General features: G+C 38.5%; 7 protein-coding genes. 5 read left to right on the top strand and 2 right to left on the bottom strand.

What is annotated here, in order from left to right; all coding sequences use genetic code 11:
- Nucleotides 1-363 precede the first annotated feature (363 nt).
- The 3 genes from recC to recD are packed head-to-tail and all read left to right on the top strand — an operon-like array spanning nucleotide 364 to nucleotide 9397.
- Nucleotides 364-3831 carry an exodeoxyribonuclease V subunit gamma gene (recC, locus tag E2I05_RS09080; protein ID WP_121853485.1) on the top strand — a complete coding sequence of 1156 codons (3468 nt, stop codon included), beginning with the start codon at nucleotides 364-366 and terminating at the stop codon, nucleotides 3829-3831.
- Complete coding sequence (recB, locus tag E2I05_RS09075; protein WP_121853486.1) at nucleotides 3828-7415, top strand: exodeoxyribonuclease V subunit beta; 3588 nt, start codon at nucleotides 3828-3830, stop codon at nucleotides 7413-7415. The genes recC and recB overlap by 4 nt, the downstream gene beginning before the upstream one ends.
- A gap of 2 nt (nucleotides 7416-7417) precedes the next feature.
- Nucleotides 7418-9397, top strand: a complete 1980-nt coding sequence (gene recD, locus E2I05_RS09070; RefSeq protein ID WP_121853487.1) for an exodeoxyribonuclease V subunit alpha — start codon at nucleotides 7418-7420, stop codon at nucleotides 9395-9397.
- A gap of 855 nt (nucleotides 9398-10252) precedes the next feature.
- Here the strand turns inward: recD and ltrA are convergent.
- On the bottom strand, nucleotides 10253-11533 hold the full coding sequence (gene ltrA / locus E2I05_RS09065; RefSeq protein ID WP_133309582.1) for a group II intron reverse transcriptase/maturase: 1281 nt from the start codon (nucleotides 11531-11533) through the stop codon (nucleotides 10253-10255).
- 979 nt (nucleotides 11534-12512) lie between these two features.
- On the opposite strand from ltrA, the gene E2I05_RS09060 reads away from it, so the two are divergent.
- Nucleotides 12513-13517 carry a D-alanine--D-alanine ligase gene (locus E2I05_RS09060; protein ID WP_121855038.1) on the top strand — a complete coding sequence of 335 codons (1005 nt, stop codon included), beginning with the start codon at nucleotides 12513-12515 and terminating at the stop codon, nucleotides 13515-13517.
- Nucleotides 13518-14017: 500 nt separating this feature from the next.
- Here the strand turns inward: E2I05_RS09060 and E2I05_RS09055 are convergent, their stop codons facing one another.
- Complete coding sequence (locus E2I05_RS09055) at nucleotides 14018-14296, bottom strand: peptidylprolyl isomerase (RefSeq protein ID WP_121855037.1); 279 nt, start codon at nucleotides 14294-14296, stop codon at nucleotides 14018-14020.
- Between the two features lie 85 nt (nucleotides 14297-14381).
- Here E2I05_RS09055 and E2I05_RS09050 point away from each other — a divergent pair, with 85 nt between their 5' ends.
- Complete coding sequence (locus E2I05_RS09050; protein ID WP_121855036.1) at nucleotides 14382-15662, top strand: hypothetical protein; 1281 nt, start codon at nucleotides 14382-14384, stop codon at nucleotides 15660-15662.
- The last annotated feature ends 21 nt before the right edge of the window (nucleotides 15663-15683 follow it).

Below are 15683 nucleotides of genomic sequence, written 5' to 3'. Positions count from 1 at the left end.
TCCAAAGCTGGATATAATATTGTAATGAGCCAGCTTAGTTAGCAACTCATGCTACACTTTGATAACTATATAAAAAACAGACTAAATTTGACCCAACACTACAACATCGGTAGTAGAAAGTAACTAATTATTTTAAGTGCAACTTAAGGTAAATGAAACCATCATTTTTAAGGTCTGAATGCTATCGCCTTACTCACCTTAAAAGTTGTAGTTACGTATAAAAGTGTTTTATCAAAGTAATAAATAGATTAGTTTGTTGAACTAGGTAAATCAGACACATATACTCAAAATCAGGCAGTAACACTGCATATCGCATGATTATGAGCTTAACTATCAATTTTTACAAAATCATTTGGGCTAAATATGTTTTATCTTATCCAGTCAAACCGAATGGAATCACTTAGTGAAAAGCTCGCCAGTTTGCTATCGCAACCTTTAAATGGCCGTTCAATTCTTCAACCAGAACAAGTGTTGGTGCAAAGCCCTGGAATGTCGACTTGGTTACGACTTGAAATTGCAAAGCATAATGGTATTGCTGCCGCAATTGACTTTCCTCTTCCATCTAGTTTTACTTGGCAACTCTGCCACGATTTATTGCCCCAAGTACCAAAAGAAAATGCATTCACAAAAGCGATGATGACATGGAAGTTAATGAGTCTGTTACCAACAGTCATTGATAAAGACGAGTTTTTACCTTTAAAGCAGTATCTCAAGTCTCAAGATGATTCCGTATCGATCAATTATCAAAAAAATCAACAACAAATTAATGATCAAAAGCATTATCAACTTTGTAACCGAATCGCTGACATTTTCGATCAATATTTAGTTTTTAGGCCTGACTGGATTGAATCTTGGGAAAACAATGAATCACTCATTGAACTAGAGCCAGATCAACAATGGCAACCCATTTTATGGCGATGTTTAATCGATTTTAATAACAATGTATTAGAACAAAGCCAATATCACCGCGCTAACTTACATCACCATTTAATCAATAAACTCATAGATGAAAGTTCGAATTATGACTCATTGCCTAAACGTTTATTCGTCTTTGGTATTTCATCAATGCCGCCGCAGTTTATAGAGATCCTTCATGGTCTCGCACAGCGCATTGATGTCTTCATGTTTAATTTGAGTCCATGCCAACATTATTGGGGTGATATTGTTGATCCAAAGCTAAGAGCTAAAATGGCGGTTCAATTTGCCGATAAGCATCAATTGCCTGAGTTATGGGAAGATAAACTTGAAGTAGGAAACCCTCTGCTTGCAAACAATGGTAAAATGGGGCGAGAATTACTGGATTTAATTTTGGAGCTACCTGAACTGAACTCAGATCTCAGTATTGAATATTATCAAAGCCCGTTAAATCAAAATTCACCGACAATTTTGCATGGTATTCAGCACGATATCCTTGAAATGGAAACACTCGGGCAACCTTTAGGGCCTGATGCTGACGTATATCGTAAATCAGATCAACGAAGAATCGTATCTGAAAGTGATGATTCCATCCTGTTTGTAAGTTGCCATAGCCCATTACGTGAAATTGAAACTTTGCACGATCACCTTCTTACAAAACTTGAACAGGATCCGAAACTAAAACCTAAAGACATCGTAATTATGTTGCCTGATGTCGCTTCATACGCGCCATATATTGATGCAGTATTTTCATCAAAGCAAGGTCAACACTACTTACCCTATGCAATAGCAGATCGCGGTGTAGCTCAAGAATCTCCGTTAGTGAATAGCTTTTTAAGTTTATTAAAAATATCGATAAGCCGCTACGCGGTCACTGATATTATCAGTATTCTCGAAGTACCTGCCGTATTACAAAAATTCAACATTGACGATGACGAACTTCAACTTATTAAACGTTGGCTAAATCAAGCGGGCGTTCGCTGGGGCAGAGATCAAGATAACCGTGCTGAACTTGGTATTCCAAGTTTTGAGCAAAACTCTTGGGCTTTTGGCTTAAAAAGATTAATCCTAGGGTACGCTTTCAGTGACGATAGTCCACTTTACCACGACAGTTTAAAAGTTGAAGGCGTTGAAGGCATGTCAGCTCAATCCTTAGGAAAGCTGCTCAACTTCATAGAGGCCATTGATGAATATCACCAATTATTTAATCAACCTATCAATGCAACAGAACGTCTTGAACAATTAAACACATTAGTCGATGCTTTTTATGTAGCCGATGATTACGAGCGTCCACAGTTACAAGAGATCCGCGATGCGATAACAAAATTAAAAACAGAACTCACCGACGCGGGTTTCTACGACGATTTAAACGTTAGCATTTTAAACAATTGGTTTACCGCAAGCCTCACCGAGTCCAGAGTAGGCCAACGCTACCTTGCAGGTTCAATCAATTTTTGCACCTTGATGCCAATGCGCTCTATTCCCTTTAAACTTGTATGCTTGCTGGGCATGAATGACGGTGTATACCCTCGAACCCAACATCCTGTGGGCTTTGATTTAGTTTCCAAATATGCACCTCGTAAAGGTGATCGTTCGAGAAGGCTAGATGATAGATACCTGTTTTTAGAAGCATTGCTTTCTGCAAGACAACAACTTTACATCAGTTACATAGGGAACAGTGAGCGTGACAACAGTGAGCGTATACCGTCCATGTTGGTTTCTGAACTCCAAGAGTATTGCCAGCTCTGTTATCAATTACCTAAAACGTCACCTAACTATGAAAAAGGACTAATTAATAAACTGATAAAATCACAGCCGTTACAGCCATTTGACACTTCACTATATGAAAGTGAGAATGCAGAAATATCCAAAAAAATTGCCAGCTATGATGCGCAGTGGTGTCCACCAAACAAGCTTATCGAACCTGAAGCGTTTATCAATTCCGATATAAAAATAAATACAACTCAAGATGCTATTGAAGAACTTGATTTATCCGCATTGATCCGATTTTATCGAAATCCTGCACAATACTTTTTTAACCGAACCTTAAATTTAGATCTTGGCATCAATATCGACCAAGATGAAAACGATGAACCATTCACACTCAATGCATTAGAGCGTTATAAACTACAAGACTCATTGTTAACACAGTCGATTTCTCAAGGAGTTGAAGATGTTGACGATGGCTTTTATTCCAAAATAAAAGCCACTGGTGAATTACCTGTTTCGCCATTTGATGACATATTACTCAGCCAATATAAACAAGATTTAGCACCACTTATTGGCCGTTGTTTGTTTTTAAGGGGCGAAGAAAAATCATCAAACATCGATATCAACCTATCATTTGACGAAGTCGCACAAAGTTTAACACTTGTTGGTCGAATTGATGATGTTTGTGCAAAAGGCTTAATTAATGTTCGTCCCGGTAAAGCCCACGGGCGCGATTTAATCAGGCTATACATCAGACACTTAGCATTAAATGCTATGGGTCATAAACATCACAGTTTCCTTCTTGACATTAGCCATTATCATGCACTGTTACCCTTAAAAGCTGACTCAGCCAAAGAAAAACTAGCTGGACTATTAAGCCATTACTTTAACGGTTTAACTTTTCCATTACCTTTTCTCCCGAAAACATCATTAGCTTATGCCAATGAAGAAGGTGAGCATGCAAAAAAACTTGCCACCTGCCAAAAACAATGGCTGGACGAACAAAGCCAGCTAGGTGAAAGTAACGACCCACATTATCGTCGGTTATATCAGTTTCCTGATGATTTTTCAGAGCAAACATTTGGCGCAATAAGCCACGATGTATTGCTGCCAATGATTTCAATTTATTCTTCAGATACTCTAGCGAAATTGAGTAATTACGTCGATGCCGAGCTACTTAACAAAAATAAGGAGGCTGTAAAATGAGTCAAGCCCAAGTGTTAAACCCATTAACCATCCCTCTTTATGGAAAAGGACTCATCGAAGCTAGTGCTGGCACAGGTAAAACCTATACGATTTCAGGGATCTATTTAAGACTGCTTCTCGGTAGAGGAGTAAACACTCCCCTTACCTGCCAGCAAATTTTGGTTGTAACATTCACCAATGCAGCGACAGAAGAGTTGCGTGATCGTATTCGTAATCGTATCAGAGCTACCTACCACGCTTTTTTAGGGCTTGAATGTAATGATGATTTTATAAACCAGCTATTAAAAGAAACACCTAAAGCCGATAAACAAGCAGCTTTAAAAAGGCTAGATTTAGCACTTAAATCACTCGATGAGTCTTCAATTTTTACTATTCACGGTTTTTGTCAGAGAATACTTACCGACATGGCGTTCGAGTCGTCATTGCTGTTTGAAACCGAATTTACTTTAGATGACAGCGAATACATGCACCACGCTGTTCGTGATTATTGGCGTCAGTATTGTTACACGTTACCACCTGAAATGGCTCAAGTAATTCAAAATGAGTTTTCAGATCCTGATACTTTGATAAAACAGTTACGCCCTTTGCTTAATAGTTTCGACAATACGCCATTAGTAAAGCCGGGCAAATTTAGTGAGGTTTCTGAAAAATTAACCCAAAGCTTGAGTCAATTTAAGGCTCGCTGGCCTTCAGAGCACAACTCCGCTCTCAAGCAACTAATGGATTTACCCTTAAGTGGTGTTCGATTTGGTAAAAAATCAGACGGATATCCAAAACTGATACAAATGTTCGATCGGCTCAATAATTGGGCAAATTATGGTGTAGGTTTTCCTCCTAAAAAAGAGATGGAGATGCTGGCATTATCGAACATTAAACTTAACAAAGGTGGAGTGCTACCTCATCCTAAACAAGCCAAGCTACTTGCTCACATTGAAAGAATCAATGAACTGACGAATCAAATAAAACCAGCCTTTTTGTATCAGGCACTGACTGATATTCGAGAACGCTTTGCCCAGCAAAAAATTCAAAAAAATGTACTGACGCCTGATGATTTATTGACTCAACTATCACAAGCCATTTCTCAAAATTCTGAATCATTACCACAACAAATTAATCAGCGTTTTCCTGTTGCGCTAATTGATGAATTCCAAGATACCGACCCACTACAATTCAATATTTTTTCAAAAATTTACCAACATACTGATCAATCTGGATTGCTGATGATTGGTGATCCTAAGCAAGCTATTTACGCCTTTCGTGGTGCCGATATTCACACATACATTAACGCGAGAAATCAAACGAATGACCAATATTTTTTGGCAAAAAACTGGCGTTCGAGCACCAAAATGGTTGAAGGTGTGAATGAATTATTCAAAAAGTCAAAAGATCCATTTATTAATGCAGCAATTCCATTTGAAGCAGTAAGCACACCTCCTAATGCTGCAAATAAAGTGATTCAAGATTCAGAAAACGATCTTTCCGCTTTGCGCATAAGATTGTTGAGCGAAGAGCCTGAAAAAGGTTTAAATAAAACAACGGCACGAAAAATACTTGCTGAAGATGCTGCGGAAGAAATCGTAAGGCTACTCAATGAAAGTGAGTCGGGTCAGAGCTCAATGAGTGCTAACGCTAATGACAATAACCCTATAAAAGCCAAAGACATTGCCATTCTTGTTCGGGATCGCAATGAAGCGGCAGTCATTAAGCAAGCATTAATCGATAGAAATGTAGGTAGCGTTTTTTTAAGTCGAGACAGTGTACTTAATTGTCTCGAAGCACAAGAACTTGCCATTATTTTACGTAGTTTTGCAGATCCCAAAAATGAACGCCTTTTAAGAAGCGCCTTAGCCACAAAGTTATTTGGATTTACCGCACTACAAATTGATCAATTTAATAACGATGAAACCTTACGCCAACAACTGTTAGAGCAATGTTTTGAACTACATAACGTGTGGCATAAACGTGGGATCATGCCAACACTACTCACCTTTGCTAAAAACTCTCAGCTTATTGCGCGATTATTAAATGATGAAGATGGCGGACGGCGATTAACTGATTTTCGCCATTTATCAGAAATTCTCCAACAAAAATCTACCGAGATTGATGGTGTAAGCGCCCTCCTTGCATGGTATGAGCAGCAATTGGTCAACAGCAACAACAGTGACGACCAACAGCTTAGGTTAGAAAGCGAACAAAACTTAGTTCAAATTGTTACTATTCACAAAAGTAAAGGACTCGAATACCCTGTTTGCTTTGTGCCATTCGTAAGTCTAGCTCGTGATAACCGCCGCCGACCATCGCCTATGATTTATCATTTAGACGGTAAGCTCACATGGGATATTGAACAAACGGATGAAGGCTGGGAAAAACAAAAACGTGAAACACTCGCTGAAGACTTGCGTTTACTTTATGTTGCGCTTACTCGTCCTGTTTATCGTTGTTATTTAGCCATTGCCAACCACAGTCGATTCACTAAAAAGTCAGGGTTAAGTAGTCAACTCTTTGAAACAGCTATCGGTTATCTTTTAGGTGTTGATAGTAAAGATTGTGATTTTGATAAACTGCAAGAGCAAGCTTTGTCATTACAGTCTGAAGCGATAAACATCAGTACAATAAATGTTGAAGCACTATCTACAACGAACTTTTCACCTAAAAATCAAGCCACTGATGAATTTACAACAAAAGAACTCAATCGTATGATAACAACACCTTGGCGCGTTGGAAGTTATTCGGGTTTAGTAAAACACCAGACTCATGAACGAGTGCATCCCGGAGCCGATGACGAAGGTCTTAGCCTGTCCGAAGCATTCAGTGAAAGCCAAAATAAGAAAGAAATCATCGACCCCTTCACCAAGCAAGATAGGTTTAACTTTGAAAAAGGTGCTAATGCCGGCAGCTTCATGCATTTAGTATTAGAATTAATCGATTTCACCAATGCAAAATCTGATTTAGAGACGCACCTTCCTGCAGCCATGCTCCAGTACGGTATTGATGAACAATGGACAACACCGCTCATGGAATGGTACTTAGATTTACTTGGCTCACCATTGAACTCTGAAGGGCTATGCCTCTATAAACTGCCAAATAGTGCAAAACTTGTCGAAATGGAGTTTTACCTGCCAATTAAGAAGCTTAAGGCAACTCAAGTCAATAAAGCACTTCAAGATTTTGGTTATGGTGATAATTTGGTTTTTGATGACTTAATTGGAATGCTTAAAGGTTTTATTGATTTAACTTTCGAGTTTAACGGTAAATATTATATTGCAGATTACAAGTCTAACCATCTCGGAGATGACTTTGAATGTTATAGCATCCGAAACATGTCTCAAGCGATTTTAGATCATCGTTATGATTTACAATACATTCTTTATACATTGGCTTTACATCGATACCTAAAACCGAAAATTGATGATTACAATTACGATAAACATATCGGTGGTTGTTACTATTTATTCCTGCGTGGGATGTCAGCAAATCAGCCAAAATCAGGTATTTATTATGATAAACCGCCTCTTGCACTCATCAATAGACTTGATGAGCTATTTATGAATGGCACCGAAACAAAACAAGATTTGAGGGCATAAACATGATCCACACAAACAAACCTATGCCCGAACTTCTCAAGTATTGGGAGCAACAAGGACAGCTCACGGCATTAGACAGACATTTCGCTGTCGAAATGGCAAAAATGCACAATACAAGTGATCCATTTTTCATTTTCATTTGTGCTTTATTGAGCAAACAGCTGTCAAACCAAAATAGCTGCCTTGTTTTAGACCAAATCGAACATTCTAATCCAATGAATGAGTCTCCTAGACAGTGCGTTATAAATATTCAACCAACTGAACTAGTATCGGCCTTATTATCATTTACTGCGATTAGTCAATTTAACAAAGAAACTAAAGCACAAACCCCACTCGTCATAGACGGAAACCGCTTATACCTCCAGCGTTATCACCAGTTTGAAACTCAAGTCAGTGACGTACTGACTCGTTTATCTCGGCCTACACTAGAAGTTAAAAAGGAAAAACTTAAACAGCAGCTTTCACTTGTTTTTCCTCCTAATAATCTTGAAGGTATAGATTGGCAAAAAATTGCAGCAGCAACCGCAATCACTAAGCAACTGGCCGTTATTACCGGTGGTCCGGGTACAGGGAAAACTACAACAGTAACTAAGCTTCTATTATTGCTCCTTTTAAACCAAAAACTGACAATTCGTTTGGTTGCTCCCACTGGAAAAGCCGCTGCAAGACTCAGTGAGTCGATTAAAGCTTCAAAAATAAGACTTGCTAAGCAGCTTTCTTTTGAGGCTGATAACATTGATCTATCAGTGATAAAAGAAATTCCAGAAGAAGCCTCAACCGCGCACCGCTTATTAGGTGTTATTCCAGATTCTCATCGATTCAGATTTAATAAAGACAATCCGTTACGTCTAGATTTATTGATCGTTGATGAAGCTTCAATGGTTGACTTGCCAATGATGCATAAACTCTTAACGGCTCTCCCTGAACATGCTCGACTCATATTATTAGGAGACCAAGATCAGCTTGCATCAGTCGAAGCAGGAGCAGTTTTAGCTGATATTTGTGCAGGCTTACAGGATCCAACAAGTAAAGAGCAACCATGGCGGATGCGATATTCGGCTCAGCAAGCTCACTTATTATCAGAATTAACTGAAACCCAATTAACTGGGTTTATTGATGATAAAACTCCGTTTGGAGACAGTTTGTGCATGCTACAACACAGTCATAGATTTAAAGGCGATGCAGGCATAGGTTTATTAGCCACTGCAGTCAATCAATCTGACTTATCTAAAGTTTTAGGTGTTTGGCAACAGAATTATGACGAACTCGCTTGGCTTGGGCACGGAATTATATCTGCAAACAAACAAGAAAATATTGGCCTTGTTACTTTAATTAATCAATCTGTCGAGTATTATCGCCCTTATTTACAACTCATTCAGCAACTCAAAGTCGCCTACACTGTCGGAATGGGTGAAGGAGATGAAGCTGCTATTGGCATCATAGATAAATTTAATGATTATCGACTTCTATGTTCATCTCGTGCTGGCGATTATGGTGTAGAAGGCATTAATCAGCAAATGGCAGACATTCTAACAAAAAGAAAACTTATCGATGCTAAACAAGAGTTTTACCTTGGTAGACCAATTATTATCAAATCCAATGACTATAACCTTGGACTTTTTAACGGTGATATCGGCATTATTTTGCAAGATTCTGCTCAACCTAAGAGGTTAATGGTACACTTTATTAAAGCTGATGGGTCGGTGTTAAAGGTGCTTCCTGCTCGTTTGCCAAAGCATGAAACCTGTTTTGCTATGACTGTGCATAAAAGCCAAGGGAGCGAGTTTGAACGTGTCGCGTTAGTCTTGCAGCCTAAACCGAGTCAAGCGCAATGGCAATTGTTAACGAAAGAGCTTGTTTACACAGCCATAACTAGAGCTAAGTCGCATTTTTCATGCTTAGGCTCTCGACAAGTTTTTGAGCATGCTGTTGAACACGCGACCAAAAGAGCTTCTGGCCTTGGTGAAAAGCTATGGAACTAATCCAAAGTAATGAATCAATTATATGCGCTAGTTAAAGAATAAATAAGAATGAAAAGGAACACAATAACTGCAAGCATCGCCAAGCAACAAGTAGTGGTTACCGACATACAAAACTGTCGTTATACCAATTACAGTAATTAAATTCCCAGCTCAGAGCTATGTATGTGTTCAAAGTACAAGTGAAATTGATGAAGACATAGTTATGACCGACATACAAAACTGTCGTTATTACATTGCTACGTTGAGACAATTTTGCGTAGTAATTTGAACACATACAAGCTCCCGAAGGGCAAGGCTAAAGAATTCCATTACTACGTTACAAGTTTTTGAATTATCCCGATAGCACTTCAAACTTGCGTCTTGTACTGAAATCCTTTGGCTCTTGCTGAGTGGGAAGTTAATTACTGTAATTGGTATTACTTCGTTTCTACTTCCAAAATTTAGAACACAGCTAGCGGTGATTTTGGCAAGTATATGAATGTTCAGCACTCACCTGATGGGTGAATTAGGGTTGCTTAATTTTGTATTTAACTTCAATGAATTAAAGTTAAATTGTGCGTTCAACTGATTTATTTAGGATAAAAGTCACCGATGCAACGAATTAGATGCAGCGGCTTATCTATTAGCATCATTAGTTCGCGAAGGCTGTAAAGGCGACGAATGCAAGAATAAATCTGGAAAATCACGTACTAATTGTGAGTAACAAGTAAAAAAATTAGAGCATCGATTAATAAAGTAGAGTAGGCTACTGGCTTCGCTATCGCTTATCCAGCAGCCCCTCTTCGATTCCGTGCATGAGGTTTTCCCTCACACGGCTCTGTTGTTACACTTCTCTCGGCCCCTTCACTTTGCTTATCATCTTGTCGTGGGTAAATACTCAAGACCAGCTTGGCGTAATTTTTCGTAAGCACCTCGTGATAGATACTTGCTTCGACGTTGACTTAAGCGACGATGCCAGCGATAGAACCGGTTTACTACAAATCCATTTATTCTGAAAAATACACCTCTGGGATAACCTATCCCACCAAAATAGTGTTTCCATCCCCTCAGAACTTGATTAACCTTATTTATCAGTACGCCAAGTGTATTTGAGGTTCGGTGTTTCACTATGTCTCTGATTTTATTTTTCAGCTTTGTTTGGCTCTTCTTAGACGCCTCTATCTTGATGTAACTGGTGCCTTTGATGAGGCCTGTGATCCGTTGAAAGTTAAAACCGAGGAAATCAAACTCATTCATCAGCTTTCCCATATCCACACAGTGGGTTTTACTTTGATTTAGCTTCAGACCTTCATCACTTAATTGCTGTGTTATCCAGTCCAGTTGCTCTTGTGTGTAGGTTTGCTTATGAAGTACAACAAAATCATCTGCATAGGTAACGATTTTACACGGTGTTTTTTCGTGTATTTTCAAACAGAAATCGTTGAGATAGATGTTAGCCAGTAGTGGAGAGATAACTCCGCCTTGCGGAGTGCCACATCGGTTTGCTTCTATTCGCCATTTTCTGTTGACCGTCTCTACGCTGATGGGCGCTTTGATAAAGCTTTTCAGCAAACTCAGAAAGCTGCTGTCGCTTATTCGCCTTTCTATTTTTGCCATCAACTTAGCGTGCGGGATGGTATCGAAATAGGCGCTCAAGTCAGCATCAAGTACGTGCTGATAGCCTTGTTTTAGGCTCATTTCAATGACTTTTACCGCTTGCTGGGCGTTTCGACATGGACGATAACCATAACTGTGTTCATGTAAATGAGGTTCGTAGACGGGTTGCATCACTATTGTCATCGCCATTTGCACAATTCTGTCACTGATTATCGGGATCCCAAGTTTCCGCGTTTTGCCGTTGTCTTTGAGTATTTCTACTCGTTTGACTGGGCTAGGTCGATAGTTTTTCTGTTGTAATTGAGTTTGAATTTCTTTTAACAGCGCAACGACTTTCTTTTGCTGCTCTAGATAACTGAATGTGATGCCATCAATTCCTGCTCCGCCTTTATTGGCTTTGCATCGTCGATAGGCTTCTTCGAGTATATCTAGGCGACTGAGTTTATCGTACAAGCTGTAAAATCGAAGCTCCGAGTTAAGCTTTGAGCGTAAGTAAAGTTTTCGCTGTAATATTCTGATATTTACTGGAGTGTTAGCCATATGGCAATTTCACCTCAAAAGTTACGTTAAAAAACGGGTGTAACACTGAGCCCCTTCCCTGATGTAAAGTTATGTTGTCTTCACGGTTAACGGTACTATGGGCTCATCCGACTGCCTGAGCGCCCTATCTGAAATTTCGGTTTACCTTATATTCGGATAGTGCAAGTCACTACCTTCCAACACTCAGGCTCTCCCACGTTCACTTTATTTCCTTCAATACATGCCACTTCATATTACGCCGGAAGATCAAACAGATGCATTTACCAGTTGCTTCTCTGTTTGTGTCAGGGTTCGTCAACTAGGAAAGACTCCCCATCTTCATTTTTTGATTTACGACGCTTAACTGAATTCGCTTGATGCTGCGGCCTACATTGCATCTCAACCTTTATTCAAGGCCTTTGTCACAGGGCTTCATGTCATAGCGGTTACCCATTATGCATGCCCGTCAGATTTCGGGATGAACTGGTAATTATCCCGTCAGGTACGTTTCAACCTGATGGACTTATTATAAATAATAACGTTGCTGTCTCTGGTTTATGGCCATGTAATCGCTTGGCTGCGTATACGTTGAGACAAATCCCGCAACAGAATAAAGCGCTTCGTGGCGCTCCCTAGAAACATCAGTTGACTGCGTTCTCAAGCGTAGAAAAAATGGCTGATAGTAAGGCGTAGCTTGCAGCAAGTAGTTATTCTACTTGCAAAAGTTACAACGCAGATAGCAGTCATTTTAGCAAGCTTGTGAGCGTAGAGCACTTCACTCATTGGGTGAAAGCCATGATGATAAAGTCATCTTATTGACTCAAACAGCTACTCATATACTCAGCGTTCAACTGATGTTTTTAGGATAAACATAATAAAAAAAATAATCTCTGCTTTAAACTTCAACACTTAGGCAATTAAATCGCTTACAGCTCTTGATAGATAGCCTTGTTGCTGTCTAACATGGGCAATACTCTTCTTTTTATAACCTAGGGCAAGAATGTCAAAATTTAATGTGCTTTTACTTTGTGGTGGAGGCAGTGATGAACATGATATATCGCTTATTTCTGCAGGGTACATCCAATCACGCCTCGAAACTCAGCCTGAAATCAGTCTTAAAAAACTAGAGTTAGATGCAAAAGGTCAATACAGCGATACTGAAGGTAATGTCTTTCAAATCACTCATGAAGGCTACTTGCAACATCAAACCCAAAACGAACTTAATTGGAATATTGACTTTGTTATCCCATGTTTTCATGGTTTTCCTGGCGAAACTGGTGATATACAATCATTCTTAACACTTCTCAACCTTCCATATTTGGGTGCAAGCGCAGAAACCAGTGTTTGCTGTTTTAATAAAGTAACCGCAAAACAATGGTTCACCTCGTTAGGCATACCAAATACCCCTTACTTATTCTTATCTGAATACACCCAAGCAACAATTGAAACAACTGAAAAAGCGTTTGACGAATGGGGCTCTGTTTTTATAAAAGCATCAAGCCAAGGTTCTTCTGTAGGTTGTTACAAAGTAGAAAATAAAAATGACATTGAAAATACGCTTGCACAAGCTTTTCAATATTCGCCATATGTACTCGTTGAAAAAACAATCCTTGCACGTGAATTGGAAGTCGCGGTATACGAGCATAATGGTGAGGTCGTTGCTTCACTTCCTGGTGAAATTATCTGTGATAAAAACACGTTTTACGATTTTGATGAGAAATATTCAGAAAATAGTAAAGCTCGCACAGATATCGAAGCTAAAAAATTAAGTAAAGAAATTACCGACAAAATTCGTTTACTCGCAATCAAAGCTTTTGTCGGAATGAAATTGAAACATTTAGCCAGAATTGATTTCTTTTTAACTGACAAAAATGACATTCTACTAAATGAAATTAACACTTTCCCTGGTATGACACCTATTTCTATGTTCCCGAAAATGCTTGAAAACAACGGGGACAATTTTGCCGAGTTCCTGTTAAATACAATCAAAAAAGAAACTCGATAAATTTGCTAAGGGATCTAGCTATTTAGAAAGTACCAATCATTGTCATACCAGCGAAGGCGGGTATCCAGTGACTTTTATAGAAAAAAGCAAAGGCACTAGGGTCTGTTGATCTTTCGTGATTGTTTTTGCAGCGATAAATTGGTTATTTTATGCAAGGCAGAGTTTGTAAGGTTTGGTTATTATCGACATACAAAACTGTCGTTACTTCGTTTCCAAATAAGAAAACGATAACGCAGCACCTTTTATTTAGAAAGAGCGACCAATTTACGCTCTCTCTTTTTTCGATGCTTTTGAGCATTCACTGTTCTGTGTTGTGACCCACTTAGATGGCTAAGCATCACTGCTCACGCCTTGAACAGATAAAGGCTCAAATAGCACAAAATTTGACCCTGAAAGATCAACAGACCCTAGACTAGCGATATACAAAACTGTCGTTACTTCGTTTCCTGCCTGCGCTGGAGTGACGAGAACTAATCGTTATACTTTCTTCCGCAACTTTCCTAAGTCCGGTAAACAGTTTGGATAATATGAAATCCGAATTTTGTTTTTACCGGACCGTGAATTTCTAATACTGGCTTTTTAAACACAACATCATCAAATGCTTTGACCATATCACCCTGCCCAAACTCACCTAAATCCCCGAAACGCTTTTTTGATGGACAAGTCGAATACTGCTTAGCAAGCTTGCCGAAGTCAGCCCCTTTCTCAAGCTGTTTCATCAGCTTTTCAGCTTCTTGTTTCGTCTTTACTAAAATATGACGAGCGCATGCTCTGGCCATGCTTAATACCTCAAATCTAAAATGAATAATAATTAACTAATTGAATAGGCTAAATATGTCAAACTGAATTTTTGTGCTTATAATCATGTCACTATCTCTCGAATCAGCAATACCTAATACCTATCTTTTTGAAAGAAAAAACCTTAACCCTAGTCAGTCTCAAATGTCTGTTACAACGCATTATCCGACTATCCGCGATTTTATCAAGAGTGACGAATTCCAATCTATAAATTCAAAACTAAAGCAAGATATTCAAACTTTGCGAACATATTTTTTAGATGAATTCCCAAATGAAAACTACATTGCTTCAATTTTTACCCATTTTGAAGTTTGCGTACTTGAAAGTGCTCGTGTTGTTAGTGAAAAGTTGTTTAAAGAAATATATAGACAGTTACCTTCATTGCTAGAAAATTTAACGACGATATTGACCAGTGCAGATTTCAAACAATTACCATTAGAACTTCGAAAAAAAATGGCTGTAATGCTGGTGCCATTCTGCATGGAACCAGAACGTGAAAGTGATCATGTATATTTTAAAAAAATATTCAAACAATTTAGCAGTATAATTTCGTTAATGAAATCAGAAAGTTGTCAAGCAAGATTGCTCATTCATAAATACGAAACTGATCAAGAAGTTTCTTCCTTCATGAAGCTTGCCATGAAATTCAATCGAAGAGATTTAATCAAAATATTAATTCTTGAACCCAAGACAACCGTGGATAAAAGGATTTATTTAAGAAACGAAAGTGAAATTGATACGATTTTCTTTACAGAATCGCCAGATACAAAGGGCGTCGATCAAAATGTTCATACCAATATTGGTTGCCTATTAAACGCTATTGAAAATGTATTCCCTAATGAGCCTGACCTAGTGTTCCCTTTAAAACAATTGCTTTCAAGAGCTTATACGCCTCCAAAACGAATGTCATTAGATGCATTCAAGTGTTTATATCAACAATTTCCAGTTGCACTATCTACAATAGCCCTATTAATTTCTACTATAGATGAGAGCACTCCGCTTCTACACCTAAAAATTGCTTTAATTCAATTAATACCTGAGGAACAATACGACTTAACAAGAATTCTTACCGATTTTAGTTCCGCAATTAAGTGGCTAAAAGCAATATCTAAAGAAGATTCACCTATTCCAACAATTCACAATGATTTAAACGAAAACTCAACAGCATTAGAAATTGCTTCAAAACTCCAAAAGCTAAATTTGTGTTTGATTCTTGATAAAGAGCTTCATAAGAAAGTTGGATACAAAGAATTGTCGAGTAAAACATCAGGTTTAGGCTCTGACAGTACTTCTGAGCTTGAACCATTACCGACATCCAGAGTTTGGTGTCGGTGCACGATTCTGTAGTCATATCAATTACTTTAATTC

It is taken from the genome of Parashewanella spongiae (genome assembly GCF_004358345.1).
GTDB classification, from domain to species: Bacteria; Pseudomonadota; Gammaproteobacteria; order Enterobacterales; family Shewanellaceae; genus Parashewanella; species Parashewanella spongiae.
Note: the sequence above shows the minus strand (reverse complement) of the source record. Positions and strands in the feature narration are given on the sequence as shown.

Bases quoted from the DNA above. Each gene is read 5' to 3' on its own strand.
- recC (WP_121853485.1), top strand. From the start codon at position 364: ATGTTTTATCTTATCCAGTCAAACCGAATGGAATCACTTAGTGAAAAG.
- recB (WP_121853486.1), top strand. From the start codon at position 3,828: ATGAGTCAAGCCCAAGTGTTAAACCCATTAACCATCCCTCTTTATGGA.
- recD (WP_121853487.1), top strand. From the start codon at position 7,418: ATGATCCACACAAACAAACCTATGCCCGAACTTCTCAAGTATTGGGAG.
- ltrA (WP_133309582.1), bottom strand. From the start codon at position 11,533: ATGGCTAACACTCCAGTAAATATCAGAATATTACAGCGAAAACTTTAC.
- E2I05_RS09060 (WP_121855038.1), top strand. From the start codon at position 12,513: ATGTCAAAATTTAATGTGCTTTTACTTTGTGGTGGAGGCAGTGATGAA.
- E2I05_RS09055 (WP_121855037.1), bottom strand. From the start codon at position 14,296: ATGGCCAGAGCATGCGCTCGTCATATTTTAGTAAAGACGAAACAAGAA.
- E2I05_RS09050 (WP_121855036.1), top strand. From the start codon at position 14,382: ATGTCACTATCTCTCGAATCAGCAATACCTAATACCTATCTTTTTGAA.